We start from the raw sequence: 15,135 nt of genomic DNA, 5'->3' as shown, positions 1-15,135 counted from the left end.
ATTATAATATTGACTTCATTATAGTCTAGTGATACTATTTATTAGGTAAGTCACACATAAATGAAGTGGCAGAAACAATAAATCTATGGATAGGTCAAGGAGGTTTTCGAAAATGGCAGAACGTTTGGTAGGCCGTAAGGCACCGGATTTTACAATGGAAACAGCAACAGGTAACGGACAAGACTTCGGTACAGCATCCCTTTCCGATTACAAAGGCAAATGGCTGGTATTGTTCTTCTACCCGCTTGATTTCACGTTTGTTTGCCCGACTGAAATTACAGCGCTCAGCGCTGCAGCCGCAGAATTCAAGAAGCTTGACACGGAAATTCTTGGCGTCAGCGTAGACAGCAAACATAGCCACCGCGCATGGATCAACACGCCGGTGAACGATAACGGTCTTGGCCAATTGGAATTCCCTCTTGCCGCAGACATCACGAAGAGCGTTGCCCGTGATTACGGCGTCCTGATTGAAGAAGAAGGCATCGCGCTTCGCGGTCTGTTCATCATCAATCCGGAAGGCGAAATCCAATACCAGGTGGTTAACCACAACAATGTGGGCCGCAGCGTTGAAGAAACGCTTCGCGTATTGCAAGCTTTGCAATCCGGCGGACTTTGCCCAATCAACTGGAAGCCAGGCCAACAGCACTTGGTTGCGAAGTAAGCTTCATACAAGAATAGAGACGGTATCGTGCCCGAATGGGTACGATGCCGTCTCTTTGCGTTTTTAACCCTTAACAGCCCCTGCCCTCATCCCTTTCATGACCTGCTTCTGGTGCCGCGATACATAAAAATTTTAAAAATATCTTACCATACTTTTTTTTAGGTTAACAGATTTTTTGTTTGATTTTTTTTGCGAGTCATAGTACCATGTGGGCAACGAGGCATGAGGAAAACGGGAGAGTGGCGGAAGTGGAAGCGATATCGCAGGAATTTCTTTTTTTTACGGAGATGGCCAAAGGCATAGCGGCACAATTCGGAGACCGCTGCGAGGTTGTCGTACACGATTGGTCGAAGCCGGTTGACAGCACGATTGTGGTCATCGAGAACGGGCATGTCACTGGACGAAAGGTCGGGGATCCCGGCACCAATCTGGGATTGGAGATTATGCGGGGGACGTCGGAGGGCGACAACCGCCATAACTACGTGACGCAGACGCAGGACGGCCGTATTCTCCGCTCCACCTCCATGTATGTCAAAAATAACGCCGGAGCCATTATCGGAGCGGTGTGCATCAACTTCGACATCACCGATCTGATGGTAGCGGAGAAGACGCTGCAATCGCTAACGGCAAGCGGATTAACGCCGGTTCGGGAATCCTTCGTCAGCAACGTGGGCGACCTGCTCGATACGCTTATACAGGAAGCGCAAGAAACGATCGGCAAGCCGCCGGCGGCGATGACCAAGGAGGACAAAATCAAAATCATTCAACTGCTCGATCAAAAGGGCGCTTTTCTGATTAAAAAGTCGGGTGAAAAGGTCTGCGGCTATTTAAGCATTTCTAAATTTACGCTGTACAGCTACTTGGAGGAGTCCAAAGGCGCGGACAGTGAAGGAGGAGCTGTAGAATGAACGGCAATTTGAACGTATCCCTGGATGATGTCGGCATGCTGGAAACGCCCTGCCTCGTCATTGACGGCATGCGGGTAGGGGCTAACGTCTCCGCGATGCAGGAGAAGATCAATTCCTTAGGCGTGAAGCTGCGTCCCCATGCCAAAACGCATAAGCTCCCGGAGATGGCAATCCGTCAGCTCGCCGCAGGCGCTGTCGGCATTACCGTTGCGAAAATTTCCGAGGCTGAAGTGATGGCGGGCAGCGGCATTCGCGATATCTTTGTCGCTTACCCGGTGATCGCCAAATCCAAGCTGGAGCGGGCCGTGCGTTTAAGCCTGTTGGGCAATCGGATCATTATAGGGGTGGAAAGCCTGGAGGGGGCCATGCGGATATCCGAGGCAGCCGCCCGTGAGGGCGCCGAGCTGGAGGTGCGCCTTGAGCTGGATACCGGATTGAAGCGCACAGGAGTGACGGTTGATAAGGCCGTGCCGCTCGCCAAACAAATCTCCGGGATGAAGGGGATCAGGCTTAGCGGCATTTTCACGTATCGCGGCGCGATACTTGCCGGAGAATCGACGCTCGACGTAAGATCCGCCGGTCTTGAAGAAGGCCGCTTGACGGCCGATGCGGCGAAAGCCTTGCGAAGCGCCGGCATCGCGATAGAGGACGTAAGCGTCGGCTCCTCGCCGACAGCGGCCGCCGCTGCCGAGGTAGAAGGCGTGACGGAGGTTCGGCCCGGCACTTACATTTATCAAGACCGCATGCAAGCCGCATACGGCGTCTGCGCCCTGGAGGATTGCGCAGGAGCCGTGCACGCAACGGTCGTCAGCCGTCCCTCGGATGATTTAATCATTATCGACGGCGGCAGCAAAACCTTCGCGACCGACGTGCAGCCAGATCAATCGCCGTTGTTTCTCAAGGGCTTCGGCTCTATCGTCGGAGACCCCGATGCGGTGCTCGTGCGAATGAATGAAGAGCACGGCATGATTCAGGTGCGGCCGAATTCGGCCTATCGGGTCGGCGATGTCATTCGCGTCATCCCCAATCATATTTGCAGCACGGTTAATTTACATAACTTCATATACATCAAGGAATCGGCGGGCGTTCTGCGCAGAATGGCCGTAGCGGCGAGAGGAATGCTCGAATAACGAGAAGGAGGAGGATCGAGGCATGCTTGATCTTATTCTGAAAAACGGCAAAATCGTCGATGGCAGCGGCAATCCTTGGTATAGCGGAGACGTTGGCGTAAAGGATGGCCTGATCGTCGCTATCGGGCGAATCGAGCAAGAGGCTGACCGGGTGATTGAAGTGGAACGAAAAGTCATATCCCCCGGCTTCATCGACGGGCACTGTCACTCCGACCTGATGATTATCGATCATCCCCACAGTGAAATAAAGCTGCAGCAAGGCGTAACGACCGAGGTTGTCGGCAACTGCGGGCTGGCTCCCGCTCCGTTCGTCCGGGAGAAGGCAGGGCTGCTGCAGACATACGTGCAGCCGGTGCTTGGCAGCACAAGCTGGGAGTGGCCGTGGGAAACCGTCGGTCAATATATGGACTTTGTGGGCCGTTCGAAGCCATCCGAGCATATAGCCGCCTACGTCGCGCACGGAGCGCTTCGTATCGCGGCAATGGGCTTCGAGAACCGCCCTGCGTCGAGAGCCGAGATCGAGCGGATGAAGACGCTGTTGGAAGAAGGGCTGCGCGCCGGGGCGATCGGTATGTCCATCGGCCTGTTGTATGCGCCGGGAAGCTACGCCTCCCGCGAGGAGCTTGCCGAGCTGTGCAGCGTGCTGCCGAAGTATAACGGCCTGCTCTCCACCCATATTCGCGGAGAAGGCAACAACCTGCTGCCATCCGTCGCCGAGGTCATTTGGATCGCCGAACGGGCCGGCATCCCGCTTCATATCAGCCATTTGAAGGCGGCGGGACGCGCCAACTGGGGCAAGGCGCTTGATGCGCTCGAGCTGGTGGAAGCGGCAAGGGCGCGCGGCATGGATGTAACCGTCGACGTGTACCCTTACGCTGCCGGGTCCACAACATTGACGACCGTCCTTCCTCCTTGGGCGCTGGAAGGCGGCATTGATGCGACGCTTGAGGCGTTCCGGGATAAGGCGCTCCGCGCGCGCATCCGGGAGGAGCTCAGCCGCGAGCAGGATACGTGGGACAATCTCGTCTGCTCTACCGGCTGGACCAGCATCATCATCTCTTCGATGCAGACCGAAGCGAACAAAAGCCTGGAAGGCCGATCAATTGCAGAGGCTGCCGCGCTTCGAGGCCAGCATCCGGTCGATTGCATGATGGATCTGCTGCTGGAGGAGAACGGCCAGATCGCAATCGTCTACTTCCATATGTCGGATGACGACGTCAAGCAGGTCATCGGCTATGAGAAATCGCTCATTGCGTCCGACAGCCTGAATTGCGAGACCGGGAAACCGCACCCGAGGACATACGGCACCTTCCCGCGCGTCTTTGCCAAATATGTGCGGGAGGATAAGGTGCTGTCCCTGGAGCAAGCGGTCCGCAAGCTGACTTCATTTCCTGTCCAGCGCTTTAAGCTCGGCAAACGCGGTTTGCTTGTGCCGGGCTACATCGCCGACATTACCGTGTTCGACCCGGCCGTGATTCAAGATACGGCTACCTTTGAAGAGCCGCGTCAATATCCGTCGGGCATCTCGCAGGTGATCGTCGCCGGACAGCTTACGCTGGAGCACGGCACGCATACGCATAAGCGTGAAGGGCGGCTCATTCACGCGCAGCATTGCCGTACGCATTAAAGCTTTCCGTTATCGTTCAAATATAAGAATCTATTCGTATAAGGAGATGTTCCAATATGTCCATTATTGAAAGACGTCTCGCCGAGCTTGGCATTACATTACCCGAGACGACCAAACCGAAATTTTCCTACATCCCGGTGAACCAGACGGGCAATCTGCTCTATACGTCGGGCTTCGACTGCCGCATTGACGGCGTTCTCATGTACGAAGGGAAGGTCGGCTCCGATCTGACGGTCGAGCAAGGACAGGAAGCGGCAAGGCAAGTCGTTATTAATCTGCTTGCGGCGATGAAGGCTCATTTAGGAGATCTGGACCGCGTAGTGAAAATCGTCAAAATTCTCGGCTTTATTAACAGCGCTCCCGGGTTTGGCGATCAGCCGTATGTGCTTAACGGGGCATCCGATTTGTTAATCGCCGTATTCGGGGAAAACGGCAGGCATGCCCGTTCAGCGATCGGCACCAGCGACCTTCCGTTCCATACGCCGGTTGAAATCGAGCTCATCGCAGAGGTCGGGGAATAGCACTCCATGCCTACGCCCAAAGGGGTATATTGGGTAGGTAGGTGCCTTAAGATCTTCCGTGCTTCCGCTCCTGCAGGGGTACGGTTTTTTTTACCTACCGGCCGGCAGGCTGGAAAAGCAGGAATTTCAGCCTTATGAAGCGAATAAGGTATACTTAGCTTTCCGTTCATTTGGTGCATTTGCGGTGCAGAACCTGCATACGCAAACTTAAGCTCATGCTTTCGAAGCCAGGTTTGCATCCGCAAACCTAAGCTCACGCTTACGAAGCCAGGTTTGCATCCGCAAACCTAAGCTCACGCTTACGAAGCCAGGTTTGCATCCGCAAACCTTTTGGGAGGGGTTGCAAATGAGTTTTTGCTGTGGAGCTAGTATGATCGGTACGAAAGGCACTTTAAAGCATTTTCGCACGCACATCCATAATGTGCCTATCTTGTTTTGTCCGGTTTGTCAGCGTGTAGACATTCATTACTTAGTCGAGAACGAATACGAAATATTAGCCGAATTTGCGCATGGCGACGGTGCCTCCGAGGTTGATTTTCAGGAGTATGTGGAGCATGACGAAAGCTCGCTGCTTGAAAACTGCGTGAATCATGAAAGCGAAGACCCGATGGACGTCGTTCACAATCAAATCGATATGGCTCTTGACTTGCTCAGCTTTGCGAAGCAGATTGAGGATACGGAGTGGCAGTTTGTTTTGAAGAAACGGCTCGGCATGCTGAACAGCAGAAGGAATAAGCTTCGACAACGCCGGACTTCCGTTTAATGTATGCGAAACGAAATGTGAGCCTCCTTTTCGGAGGCTTTTCTTTTTTCATAATTTTAATCTTTTTTTCAAAGTACCCCCTTACCCGAATGAGCAGAAACGAATCCTACTAGTAGTGAGGTGGAGCGGTTGTTACTTGTATTGTTCAAACGCTTCCTGCGGGGATCAGACAGCGCAGGAGCCGAGGAGGGCGGGCAGCAGCTTGCTCCCGAACAATGGGTTGCTCGAATTCGTCAAGGCGACGAACTGCTTCGCGAGCAGTTCATAGCAGATTACAAGCCTTATATATTGAAAGTAACAAGTCGATTTTGCAAGCGGTACATAGATCCGACAAGAGATGATGAATATAGCGTGGCGCTCCTGGCATTTAATGAAGCGATAAATCAATTCGCCAGTCATGCCGGAAAATCATTTCTCGGATTTGCCGAAACCGTTATTCGCCGTCGGCTTATTGACCATGTCCGAAAAGAGCAAAGGCATGCGCAGGTCGTACCTTACAGCATGTTCGATTCCGAAGATGAGGAGCAGCCGCATTACAACTCCGTAGAGACGAAGCAGGCGCTGTCAGCTTATGAGATGAAGCGGACGGAAGATGAGAGACGGCAGGAAATCGGAGATTTGAATCTGGAGCTGGACCGGTTCGGCATCACGTTCGCGGAGCTGGTCGAGCTTTCACCGAAGCATTCGGATTCCAGAAGGCTGTTGATCGGAATTGCTCAGACGCTTGTCAGCCGCGCGAGTCTGTTCGAGTCTTTAAAGCAAACGACGAAGCTGCCTGTGAAGGAGCTGACCGAATTATGCGGAATTTCCCGTAAGACGGTCGAGCGGAACCGGAAATATATTATATCGATAGCTCTTGTATTATCGGGAAGCTATCCTTTCATGCACGATTATTTAAGCATATCCGCAGATCAGATGGAAACGAAACGGGAGGCGAGCAAATGAAACGCGGAGTCGTTATGAGTATTCAAAAGCAGCATGCTGTTGTTATGACAGCAGACGGCCAATTTTTGCGAGCTCCAATATCGGGGATGCCGAAAGTAGGCGAAGAAATTGTTTTTGATGAGGAATATAAGCATCAACGCAAATTCAAGCCGGCTTATTGGTGCGCTGGAGCCGCAGCCGTGTTATTCATTTTATTCGTACCGCTGCTGCTGTTTATTCAGAGAGATACCCATCCCGTTGTCGCCTATTTGAGTATGGATATTAACCCGAGCGTTGAAATCGGAGTGGACGGCGAAGAAAAGGTGCGCGAGCTTCGCGCATTAAATGAAGACGGAAAGTTGATTATTGAAGGGCTGGCCTATAGGGGAATCGACGTGCAAACCGTTGCGGCTTCGATTCTGGAGAGGGCTAAAGGCTCACATTACTTGGATACGCCGGATAAGGATATTGTCGTGACGAGCGTTATCATTGGGGATAAAGCAAAGCTTAAACTCGATTTTGAGAGCATTCTGACGAAAAAGGTCGACCAAACGCTTCGCGAGCTTCTCACGGCATTAGCGGAAGAGGAGGCTGAAGCCAATGTTACGACGTTGTCCGTGCCGAATGAGGTTCGCGATGCCGCTTCCGCTAACGGCATATCGTCTGGAAAGATGGCGGTGTACCTCATGGCCAAGGAGGAAGGCTACGAGCTGGAGCTAGAGCAATTGAAGCTCCAGTCGATCGATCAGGTAACCGAGCAGCTTGGCGGAGTAGAGACGATTATCGCGAATGCGGCGGATACGAGCAAGGAAAAGCTGAAAGAGCTCGTTGCCCGCGAGCAAGAGGAAAAAGTCAAGCAGAAGGAAGACGATAACAAGTCCGATTCAGCCGAACCCTCTGCTAGTCCGAAGCCGAATAAACCGGATAAAGCCGAGAAACCGGGAAAGCCAAGCAGCAGCGGAGCCGATAAAGCCGGTGAGACGGATAAGCCTAATAAACCTAATAAACCGGATAAGCCGGACAAAAAGTCGAATCAGGGCCAATCGACCTCATCGGCAAATCAGCCGAAGGATAACGGGAAGGACAAAGAAAATCGCGGTGACCGGCGCGACCGGAAGGACGATGACTCGGATAAGCGCAATAGCGAAGATAACAATAGTGACGATGGTCGCAGTGACGACCGGAAGAACGATAGCAACGACAGGGATATGGATAACAAGAAGGATGACGACAATCAAAGAGGCTCGGATCGTGACCGCAAAACCCAAGATGATCGAAACGACTAAATAATTAGGGTAAATAGACTCTTGGCTTTGCAGGTGAAATAAAGAAGCATATACATCTTAGAACGGGGGGGCTGCGGTCCTATCCGGTTAACAGGATGTCTTTATGCCTATTTGGCGCACAAAATTCGACAGTATTTCCGATTGACAGCGATTGTAAACTCCCCCTATCATTAGTATTAACTGTTACCGTTGTTCATAGATGTTGCCGGGGAGGAGTAGATGATGCAAGCCATTCGAAAGCGCTATTTCCCGGCGCTTGCCGATTATATCCGAAATGGAAAGGAAGCATCGTTGTATCATGCCAATGAACTTGGCAAAGAGCTTTACGGGATAAACCCCGAAGAAATTATTGCGGTACATGAAGAGTGTATACAGTCTTTGGTGGCGAATGTCGATTCGGATGAAGCTTTGCGATTATATAATCGATCATTTGTTTTTTTGATGGAAATTATGGTTGCCTGCAGGTTCCGACTTCAGCCTGAGCCATCATCCGAGCAGAAGTTCACAGAGATGCGCGAAATGCTGTTTCGATCCAATCGTTCCTTTGAGATGGTCAAGAATAAATACGAAAACGTATTGCAGCACATGGACAGCGGTATTGCTTTATTTGACAGTGACGGTATATTGTCGTTTATTAACGTTCAGATGGCCAAGCTGCTTGACATACCACGCAAAACATTAATCGGTTGCAATATAAGAGAAATGTTAAGGCACCCGCAGCTTACCAGGAGCACGAAACGTACGGTTCTCAGGCTTTATAAGGAAATGTTTCTAAGACACAGCAGGTATTATGAGTTCCAGCACAAGGACGGCAAGCACCTTCTCGTTACGGTAACCTACGGCGATCAACTAGACGGAGATTTTTTATTCAGCGTCAAGGATGTATCCGAATATAAACAGATCGAGCAGACCGCCTTGCAAAATGACAAGCTGGCCATGCTTGGCAAAATAGCCGCTGCAATTGCTCACGAGATCCGCAATCCCTTAACGAGCATTCGCGGTTTTATTCAATTGCTGCGCCCGTACTTGCTTGAGGTCGGCAAGGAGGAATACGCCCGCATCATATTAACGGAAATCGACCGGGCGAACGACATTATTTATGAGTTTCTAAATTCGTCCAAACCTTCCGCCCCGATGAAGCAGCTGATCCCGATCGATCACCTCATCAAGGAAGTCGTCTTGCTGACCGAAAGCGAAGCGCTTATGCGTAACTGTGAGATTAAGGCCGAGTTCTACAGCTCGGAAAACGTCGTGTCGATCGATGTGAAGCAGGTCAAGCAGGTGATTTTGAATATTGTCAAAAATTCGCTCGATGCCATCGAGGAGGTACACAACGACCGGAGAGGCCTCATTGAAATTATTACGCGCAGCGAGGGTCAATTCGCCCAAATAATTATAAAGGATAACGGCAAAGGCATGGATAAATCAACGATGAACCGGCTGTTCGATCCTTTTTTTACAACGAAGCAGGAAGGTACGGGGCTCGGATTATCCGTAAGCTACCGCATCGTACGCAATCATAACGGGACGATTCGCGTCGACAGCCAAGCAGGCGTCGGAACGGAGTTCATTATTTATTTGCCGTTAGCGGAATAAAAGAACAGCAGACTGCATAAGCCAACATGGCTTTGGCAGTCTCTTTTTTGTTTCATTTCAAATATGTAGCAATTTAAAAGAAATTTCTTGTTTTTTTTATGGTATGGTAAGTTTAGTCGAGAATGTCGAGGAGGAGATCTTTATGAAAATGACAGAAACGTTGATCGCAGAACTCAAACAGGAAGCGGAATTGACCCGGAGAGTGCTCGAAAGGATACCCGCAGACAAGCTTTCATGGAAGCCGCATACAAAGTCGATGTCAGTAGGTCAGCTTGCTTTGCATACCGCGGGCGTACCTGGAGGCTTGGCTGAGTTTTTGGATGAACCTTCACGTGAAGTCCCGGTCGTTCCTCTACTTGAGGCGGCATCGCTGAACGAGATCCTTACGGCATTTGATAGATACATGCTTGTGGCTGAGAATAAGCTTCTCGAATGGGGAGAAACCGGCCTGACGGACACATGGAAGCTCACTCGCGATGGCATCACGATCCTTGAGGCGCCCCGAATCGGGATGGTTCGCACGTTAATGCTCAATCATTGGTATCATCATCGGGGGCAGCTAACGGTGTATCTTCGACTGCTTGAGGTCCCGGTTCCGTCCATCTACGGCCCAAGCGCCGACGAGAGTTAGCAAGAACGCGCGTATGTCTCACGAATGTGAAACAACGGAATTCGAGCTGCTGAGTCATCGGCATGAACAACCAATGGAGGAAAAATGTTAACGACACAACAATTAGAAGAGATTGAACAATTGCAAAAAGAGTGTGAGACTCATGATCGCATACAACTGAAGCTTAACTGGGAAATGCTCCGAAATCGCGAGCTCGGTCAGCAGGATTTTTTTCATTATGAAAATGGCGAACTTGCAGCGTTTTTAGGTTTGTATGCTTTTGGTTCTACAGTCGAAATATGCGGCATGGTGAAACCAAGCGAACGGCGGAAGGGGCATTTCCATCGATTGTTCCAACAAGGAATGGAAAAAGCCAAACAAAACGGCTTCAAGAACATCCTGTTGAACGCGCCTGCGGGATCGGATGCGGCAAAAGCTTTTTTGAGTAAACATGGCGCTGCGTATGCCTTCTCGGAGCATCAAATGGTGTGGCAAGAAAAGGTTCTTGAAGAAACGAACGGTATTCATTTGAGGCGGGCGACATTGGAAGATTATGAATTGCGCGTACGTTTATCCGTTACGGCGTTCGGATTGAGCGAAGAAGACGCCAGAGCGATGGAGGGCATAGTCTTTGCGGATAACACCGATATGCTGATGATTGACGCAAGCGAAGGAACGGTAGGGAAAATCAGGGTGAGCCGGGATAAGGGGCAAGCGTGGATTTATGGATTTTCCATTTTGCCGGAACACCAAGGCAAAGGAATAGGCCGTAAAGTGTTGCGCCAAATCATTAAAGAGCAAGTCTCGGCCGGATACTCGGTACACTTGGAAGTCGAAACGAAAAACGACCACGCGTTAGGGTTGTATGAATCGGTTGGATTCAAAGCGGTACATTCGCAGGACTACTATAGTTTTCAACATGGATGAAAACGAATCTATATTTTGTTTATTCCGCTTCCGGACATTATAGCTTCATACATCAGAGCGAGGCTGCCAGCATAGAACTGGAGCCTCGCTGAGCATTAAATTCAAAAATTTTGTTTTGTACTATCAAATTGTTGAATAGAAACACCGAAACCCTTAAACCTTCTGATTGCCGCATCAGGCGATACAAGCGTTTCAGGCAAAAACACGCCGCCATCGACAGCAGATTGGCCGTCTAATCCTAGAATCCGCTCAATTGCAACCAATACCCCAAGACCCGTAAGATGTGCCTGACCATTTGGATCGGACACAACGATCCTCCGAGTGGCGGTGCTCCCGGTATTCATAACGCCTTCAATATCAATATAAACATCGTGCGATGCTTTGATTCCGGCTCTGGTGCCCATGGATTCGCCATTAACGTAATCCCAGCGGACTCTGGATGCACGAGTGATTCCTGCCAAACTAGGCACGTCAAGCAATGGAACGGGATAACCTTCCAAAAAATCATTCGCGATCCGGACTTTGCGTATATTGGCACTAGCATCCACCCAAGCCCATATTCCGGCATTCCGGAGGAGTACCCGATCCGACAATCCTGCGTTATTATCGAAATCACTGGCGTTCATAGGACCGATCGGATCGAGAGGATCATAGAGTGCAGCCACTTCAATGGAGTGTATAGATTGAAATTCCTCAGCAGCCTTTTGTGCAACGATCGTATTAACTCCGCCATCCGAATGGCCCAGTAGAACGATTGGTCGCTTCGGTGGCGATTGCATGGCAGCAAATGTGATGGGTCCAATGTCTCCAGCCAGTTTTGTTATACCGATATGTGCTATATTTCGTTCGATAGCAGCATGGATGAGGGTATCGGCAGGATCTTGCAGGGCTGCCACGATGAGGTCGATCTTGCCAACATCGCTTAATGTTTGATCGATATTATTAATATCAAGATAGACCGTCCGGGTTCCGCCCAATTCCCGTGCAAGCGCCTCACCCTTCTCAGGACTTCTTCCGGCAAGTATGATCTCGACTTCCTTGTTGATCTTTCTTAGATGCCGCGCGATGTTACTCCCGATAAGCCCATACCCGCCAGCGATTAGGATACGCAAACTCATACCTGCTCCTCCTCATAAACGGTTTGGGTTTTGATGACCTCATAAACACTCGCAATCCCGTTGGAACCGTGCCCTGCCGCTATTCCCCGATCAATCAGAGTCTTAAATAGAGACGGCACATCTATACGGATTCCATTGGCCTGGCTGGTATGAATAAGATGATCAATCGCCCCCGCGTGAATGTCAAGCGTGCCCTCTCCATTTGGGTAATGTCCATCTTCGATCTGATGCGAATAATCGGTCATGAGCGAAGTTACGAATGGCAAGTATGCGGTCGCCACAGCTGCGAAAGTGCTTGCATCGACTTCTTTGCCAACCAGGGAGACGGCGTGGAAAAAGCCGCTAAGCACTCCCCAATTCATGCCGTACAGGGCCGTATCGTAGAGCGAAGCCAATCCGGGATCCTCTCCAAGGTGTGTTGCCTCGCCAAGACTCTTCAGCAAGGATTGATGAGCCGTAAAGGCAGATGGCGAGCCGCTGTAGAGGAATAAGGCTTCAGGCCTTCCGACAAGTCGGGTGCCGCTCATGGCCGCGCCGTCGAGATATTCAGCGCCGAGAGATGATACCCACTTGGACATCTCACGTGCTTGTTCCGGCGTACCAGAACTCAGGTTCACGAGGGTTCGGCCAGAAAGAAAATCACTGTAGGGAGTGAGAGTCTCTCGTACACTATCGTATTCAGATACGCATATCACCACAACCGGGCTCGCTGACAGCGCTTCTGCGACATCGGCGGCACGTAACGCGCCATTGGCGATGAGGTCTTGGCCTTTGCTAAGCGAACGATTCCAGACAGTCGTCCGGTGCCCCTCTTTTAAGAAAGCATTGGCCAGCGCATTGCCCAACATTCCCAAGCCGATGACTGTCACTGCCGAAAGGCCTTCGATTGTCGTCAATACTGAACCATTTTCCGCTTCATTGATTGCTTTGTTTCCTTCTTTCGTTACGTTCATTCTTATCACTCCCTGGTACTGGTATGAGGGTATTATGCAGCATATAATGGTTATAGGGAAGAACGCACTTTTTTGTGATATTAACACTTAATAGTACCGTAGGAACCAAATAGTACCCATGAGAAAATCTGAAGTACATTTCTTGCCGAGTAGAAAATTCCATTATTTTGATTCTGCGAAAACCGTGCTAAAACTGCTGTCTATGCCTTCGATAAACAAAGGCACATATTATTGAACCGTTTTTTTGTGCTGGATATCCTTTTAGTCATATTTCCATATCGAGGGGGCAATAATATTGCATTTACAAGCGAACGTAGAAGAGGCAGCCTTTGAAACTCTTAATCAATATGTGTTGGAGATAAAGAATCTAATTGCTGCGTCGGCTGCATCTGTATTGATTATTCAAAATGATTCGATTGTTCATGAATGGTATTCCGGTCGTCATGAAGTAACGGAAACCGGTCGTATTGTTGATCAAAAATCACAGTTTAATGTTGCATCGGTTCGAAAAACGTATATCGGATTTGCTATTAGTCTGGCTCTTTATGAAGGAAGAATAAAAACCCTCGATGACTATGTTTCATATTATCTTGATAACCTGGACGAAAACGTAACTGCCGGTACAACCATCCGCCATTTATTGACGCATACACACGGTTTGTATAGTCCAATGAAAAGATTGTTCCCGGCGGGCAGCGATTGGGAATATAACAACGTTGGTGTCAACTTTCTAATACAGATTGTACAGAAGGTTTTCGATCAGCCCCTAGCTAAGGTAATGGAAGAGAAGGTATTATTGCCATACGGATTTTCAGAAACAGGCTGGAGAAAAGAAAAAAGGAAGGAACTCGTGTGGGTTAACGAAACCTATGCGGGAGAGCTGGGAGGAGAAGCGAATCTTTTTGTAAGCACGAGGGAATTGGGTTATTGGGGATATTTACATCTTACAAAAGGCATTTATGGAGGGAGACAAATATTACCCAAGTCCATATTCGAACAAGCAGTAACTATGATTACTCCTCCCTCACTTGATGTTAGCTTGCCCCGTAATGCATTTTTCTGGTGGGTACAAGATAAGGCCCGCCACCCTATGTCTGAACTTGGCGGCCAACTTCCAATGGGTTCTTATCAATCTCTTGGAATTTATGGAAATGCCCTGTTAGTCATTCCCGAATATAATGCCGTAGCCGTAAGAATGCTAAATCAAACCGAACGGAATCCCGCAGGTTATAATTATTTGAAAGACATACAAACCTTTGGAAATAGGGTTCTTCATTGCATCTTGTCAAAAAAATGATTGCCTGCCAGAAGGGATAGGCAGGACTCCCAGCTCCGAAATGCTTTGTCGTATCCCTTTCCTTGTCCCATTTGAACCCCGTTCTTCGTTACTGCAATTCGGGATCGATTGGGGTTGTATGGTGGTTTATTTTTGTTTCTAGGAATAAACTGCTTTGTTCCATTGCCGCTCCGGATTTTAAATTAAGAATACGCTCCAATTCCCCAATCGTTACAGGTTTGGCATGCCGCATTAACTCGTACCCGACTTGACCATTGGGTTCGAGTGTAGCGAATTTGACATCGCTTATATTAGAAATTCCATTTTGCCGCAGCCGCATTTCTAACTGATCGACTGTCATTCGAATGGAGCGTAAATTATTGGAATTGATTTGACCATTTTCGATGATGATTTTAGAACGGCCGCTCAAGAGATACTCCAGCCAATCAAATTTCAATTGCAAATATTCAATGATTAGCAGTGAAGCAATAAAGATCGCAGCGGAGCCTATGGCTTTCCAAAGTTGATTGTTGGCAATCGGTTGAACAATGGTTGTACCAATCGAGATCATGATTACAGTAGTAGCTATGCTCATCTGAGAAATTGATTTTCTGCCGGCAATACGGAGAAGTATCATTCCGGCAACGACCAATAAGGCTGATTTCCAAATCCAAGCTATATCCATTGCGTTGCCCCCTAAAAATAAGAATCCAGAATTAGGATGGGTACCTTTGTCTAGATTTATTCATAGCGCGAAGGAAGGCAACAGCAGAAGGGTTGAACCGCCGGTTTAATCCTTCTGCGCTCATCGAGAGATGTCTGGAGGCATCTAGTC

The 15,135-nt window shown here is 49.5% G+C and carries 15 protein-coding genes; 12 read left to right on the top strand and 3 right to left on the bottom strand.

Annotation, left to right across the window (positions count from 1 at the left end; translation table 11 throughout):
- The first annotated feature begins 112 nt into the window (after positions 1–112).
- The 11 genes from H581_RS0123100 to H581_RS0123045 all read left to right on the top strand — a co-directional run bounded on the left by H581_RS0123100 (position 113) and on the right by H581_RS0123045 (position 10,953).
- Entirely contained in the window at positions 113–661 is a 549-nt protein-coding gene (locus H581_RS0123100) for a peroxiredoxin (RefSeq protein WP_028612076.1), read from the top strand.
- Positions 662–909: 248 nt separating this feature from the next.
- Positions 910–1,569, top strand: coding sequence for a helix-turn-helix transcriptional regulator (locus H581_RS0123095; protein ID WP_036719911.1), 660 nt, complete (start codon positions 910–912; stop codon positions 1,567–1,569).
- Positions 1,566–2,699 (top strand): alanine racemase, encoded by a 1,134-nt coding sequence (locus H581_RS0123090; protein ID WP_036719618.1) that lies wholly within the window; start codon positions 1,566–1,568, stop codon positions 2,697–2,699. The genes H581_RS0123095 and H581_RS0123090 overlap by 4 nt, the downstream gene beginning before the upstream one ends.
- Positions 2,700–2,721: 22 nt before the next feature.
- Positions 2,722–4,326: an N-acyl-D-amino-acid deacylase family protein gene (locus H581_RS0123085; protein WP_028612073.1), complete on the top strand. Its 1,605-nt coding sequence runs from the start codon at positions 2,722–2,724 to the stop codon at positions 4,324–4,326.
- A gap of 56 nt (positions 4,327–4,382) precedes the next feature.
- Positions 4,383–4,847 (top strand): RidA family protein, encoded by a 465-nt coding sequence (locus H581_RS0123080; RefSeq protein ID WP_028612072.1) that lies wholly within the window; start codon positions 4,383–4,385, stop codon positions 4,845–4,847.
- A gap of 346 nt (positions 4,848–5,193) precedes the next feature.
- The gene (locus H581_RS0123070; RefSeq protein WP_028612071.1) at positions 5,194–5,610 is read left to right on the top strand and encodes a hypothetical protein; all 417 of its coding nucleotides are present in this window, start codon (positions 5,194–5,196) and stop codon (positions 5,608–5,610) included.
- Positions 5,611–5,730: 120 nt separating this feature from the next.
- The gene (gene sigI, locus H581_RS0123065) at positions 5,731–6,555 is read left to right on the top strand and encodes an RNA polymerase sigma factor SigI (RefSeq protein ID WP_425414632.1); all 825 of its coding nucleotides are present in this window, start codon (positions 5,731–5,733) and stop codon (positions 6,553–6,555) included.
- Positions 6,552–7,820, top strand: a complete 1,269-nt coding sequence (locus H581_RS0123060; protein ID WP_028612069.1) for an anti-sigma-I factor RsgI family protein — start codon at positions 6,552–6,554, stop codon at positions 7,818–7,820. Before sigI ends, H581_RS0123060 begins: the two co-directional genes overlap by 4 nt.
- 222 nt (positions 7,821–8,042) lie before the next feature.
- Positions 8,043–9,416: an ATP-binding protein gene (locus H581_RS0123055; RefSeq protein ID WP_028612068.1), complete on the top strand. Its 1,374-nt coding sequence runs from the start codon at positions 8,043–8,045 to the stop codon at positions 9,414–9,416.
- A 142-nt stretch (positions 9,417–9,558) separates the two neighbouring features.
- Positions 9,559–10,047 (top strand): DinB family protein, encoded by a 489-nt coding sequence (locus H581_RS0123050; RefSeq protein ID WP_028612067.1) that lies wholly within the window; start codon positions 9,559–9,561, stop codon positions 10,045–10,047.
- Positions 10,048–10,131: 84 nt separating this feature from the next.
- Positions 10,132–10,953, top strand: coding sequence for a GNAT family N-acetyltransferase (locus H581_RS0123045; protein ID WP_028612066.1), 822 nt, complete (start codon positions 10,132–10,134; stop codon positions 10,951–10,953).
- A 101-nt stretch (positions 10,954–11,054) separates the two neighbouring features.
- On the opposite strand, the gene H581_RS0123040 is transcribed toward H581_RS0123045, so the two are convergent.
- Complete coding sequence (locus H581_RS0123040; protein ID WP_028612065.1) at positions 11,055–12,071, bottom strand: saccharopine dehydrogenase NADP-binding domain-containing protein; 1,017 nt, start codon at positions 12,069–12,071, stop codon at positions 11,055–11,057.
- A complete protein-coding gene (locus H581_RS35130; RefSeq protein WP_084134736.1) occupies positions 12,068–13,024 on the bottom strand; it encodes an NAD(P)-dependent oxidoreductase in 957 nt (318 codons plus the stop codon). The genes H581_RS0123040 and H581_RS35130 overlap by 4 nt, the downstream gene beginning before the upstream one ends.
- Before the next feature lie 295 nt (positions 13,025–13,319).
- Here H581_RS35130 and H581_RS0123030 point away from each other — a divergent pair, with 295 nt between their 5' ends.
- Positions 13,320–14,321 carry a serine hydrolase domain-containing protein gene (locus H581_RS0123030; protein ID WP_028612064.1) on the top strand — a complete coding sequence of 334 codons (1,002 nt, stop codon included), beginning with the start codon at positions 13,320–13,322 and terminating at the stop codon, positions 14,319–14,321.
- 88 nt (positions 14,322–14,409) lie between these two features.
- On the opposite strand, the gene H581_RS0123025 is transcribed toward H581_RS0123030, so the two are convergent.
- Positions 14,410–14,985 carry a DUF421 domain-containing protein gene (locus H581_RS0123025; protein WP_084134735.1) on the bottom strand — a complete coding sequence of 192 codons (576 nt, stop codon included), beginning with the start codon at positions 14,983–14,985 and terminating at the stop codon, positions 14,410–14,412.
- Between the last annotated feature and the right edge of the window lie 150 nt (positions 14,986–15,135).

The sequence above is a fragment of the Paenibacillus harenae DSM 16969 genome, assembly GCF_000422465.1.
GTDB classification, from domain to species: Bacteria; Bacillota; Bacilli; order Paenibacillales; family Paenibacillaceae; genus Pristimantibacillus; species Pristimantibacillus harenae.
Note: the sequence above shows the minus strand (reverse complement) of the source record. Positions and strands in the feature narration are given on the sequence as shown.

Coding starts and splice junctions, on each gene's coding strand:
- H581_RS35130 (WP_084134736.1), bottom strand. CDS start 13,024: ATGAACGTAACGAAAGAAGGAAACAAAGCAATCAATGAAGCGGAAAAT.
- H581_RS0123025 (WP_084134735.1), bottom strand. CDS start 14,985: ATGGATATAGCTTGGATTTGGAAATCAGCCTTATTGGTCGTTGCCGGA.
- H581_RS0123085 (WP_028612073.1), top strand. CDS start 2,722: ATGCTTGATCTTATTCTGAAAAACGGCAAAATCGTCGATGGCAGCGGC.
- H581_RS0123070 (WP_028612071.1), top strand. CDS start 5,194: ATGAGTTTTTGCTGTGGAGCTAGTATGATCGGTACGAAAGGCACTTTA.
- H581_RS0123100 (WP_028612076.1), top strand. CDS start 113: ATGGCAGAACGTTTGGTAGGCCGTAAGGCACCGGATTTTACAATGGAA.
- H581_RS0123090 (WP_036719618.1), top strand. CDS start 1,566: ATGAACGGCAATTTGAACGTATCCCTGGATGATGTCGGCATGCTGGAA.
- H581_RS0123045 (WP_028612066.1), top strand. CDS start 10,132: ATGTTAACGACACAACAATTAGAAGAGATTGAACAATTGCAAAAAGAG.
- H581_RS0123055 (WP_028612068.1), top strand. CDS start 8,043: ATGCAAGCCATTCGAAAGCGCTATTTCCCGGCGCTTGCCGATTATATC.
- H581_RS0123050 (WP_028612067.1), top strand. CDS start 9,559: ATGAAAATGACAGAAACGTTGATCGCAGAACTCAAACAGGAAGCGGAA.
- H581_RS0123080 (WP_028612072.1), top strand. CDS start 4,383: ATGTCCATTATTGAAAGACGTCTCGCCGAGCTTGGCATTACATTACCC.
- H581_RS0123060 (WP_028612069.1), top strand. CDS start 6,552: ATGAAACGCGGAGTCGTTATGAGTATTCAAAAGCAGCATGCTGTTGTT.
- H581_RS0123040 (WP_028612065.1), bottom strand. CDS start 12,071: ATGAGTTTGCGTATCCTAATCGCTGGCGGGTATGGGCTTATCGGGAGT.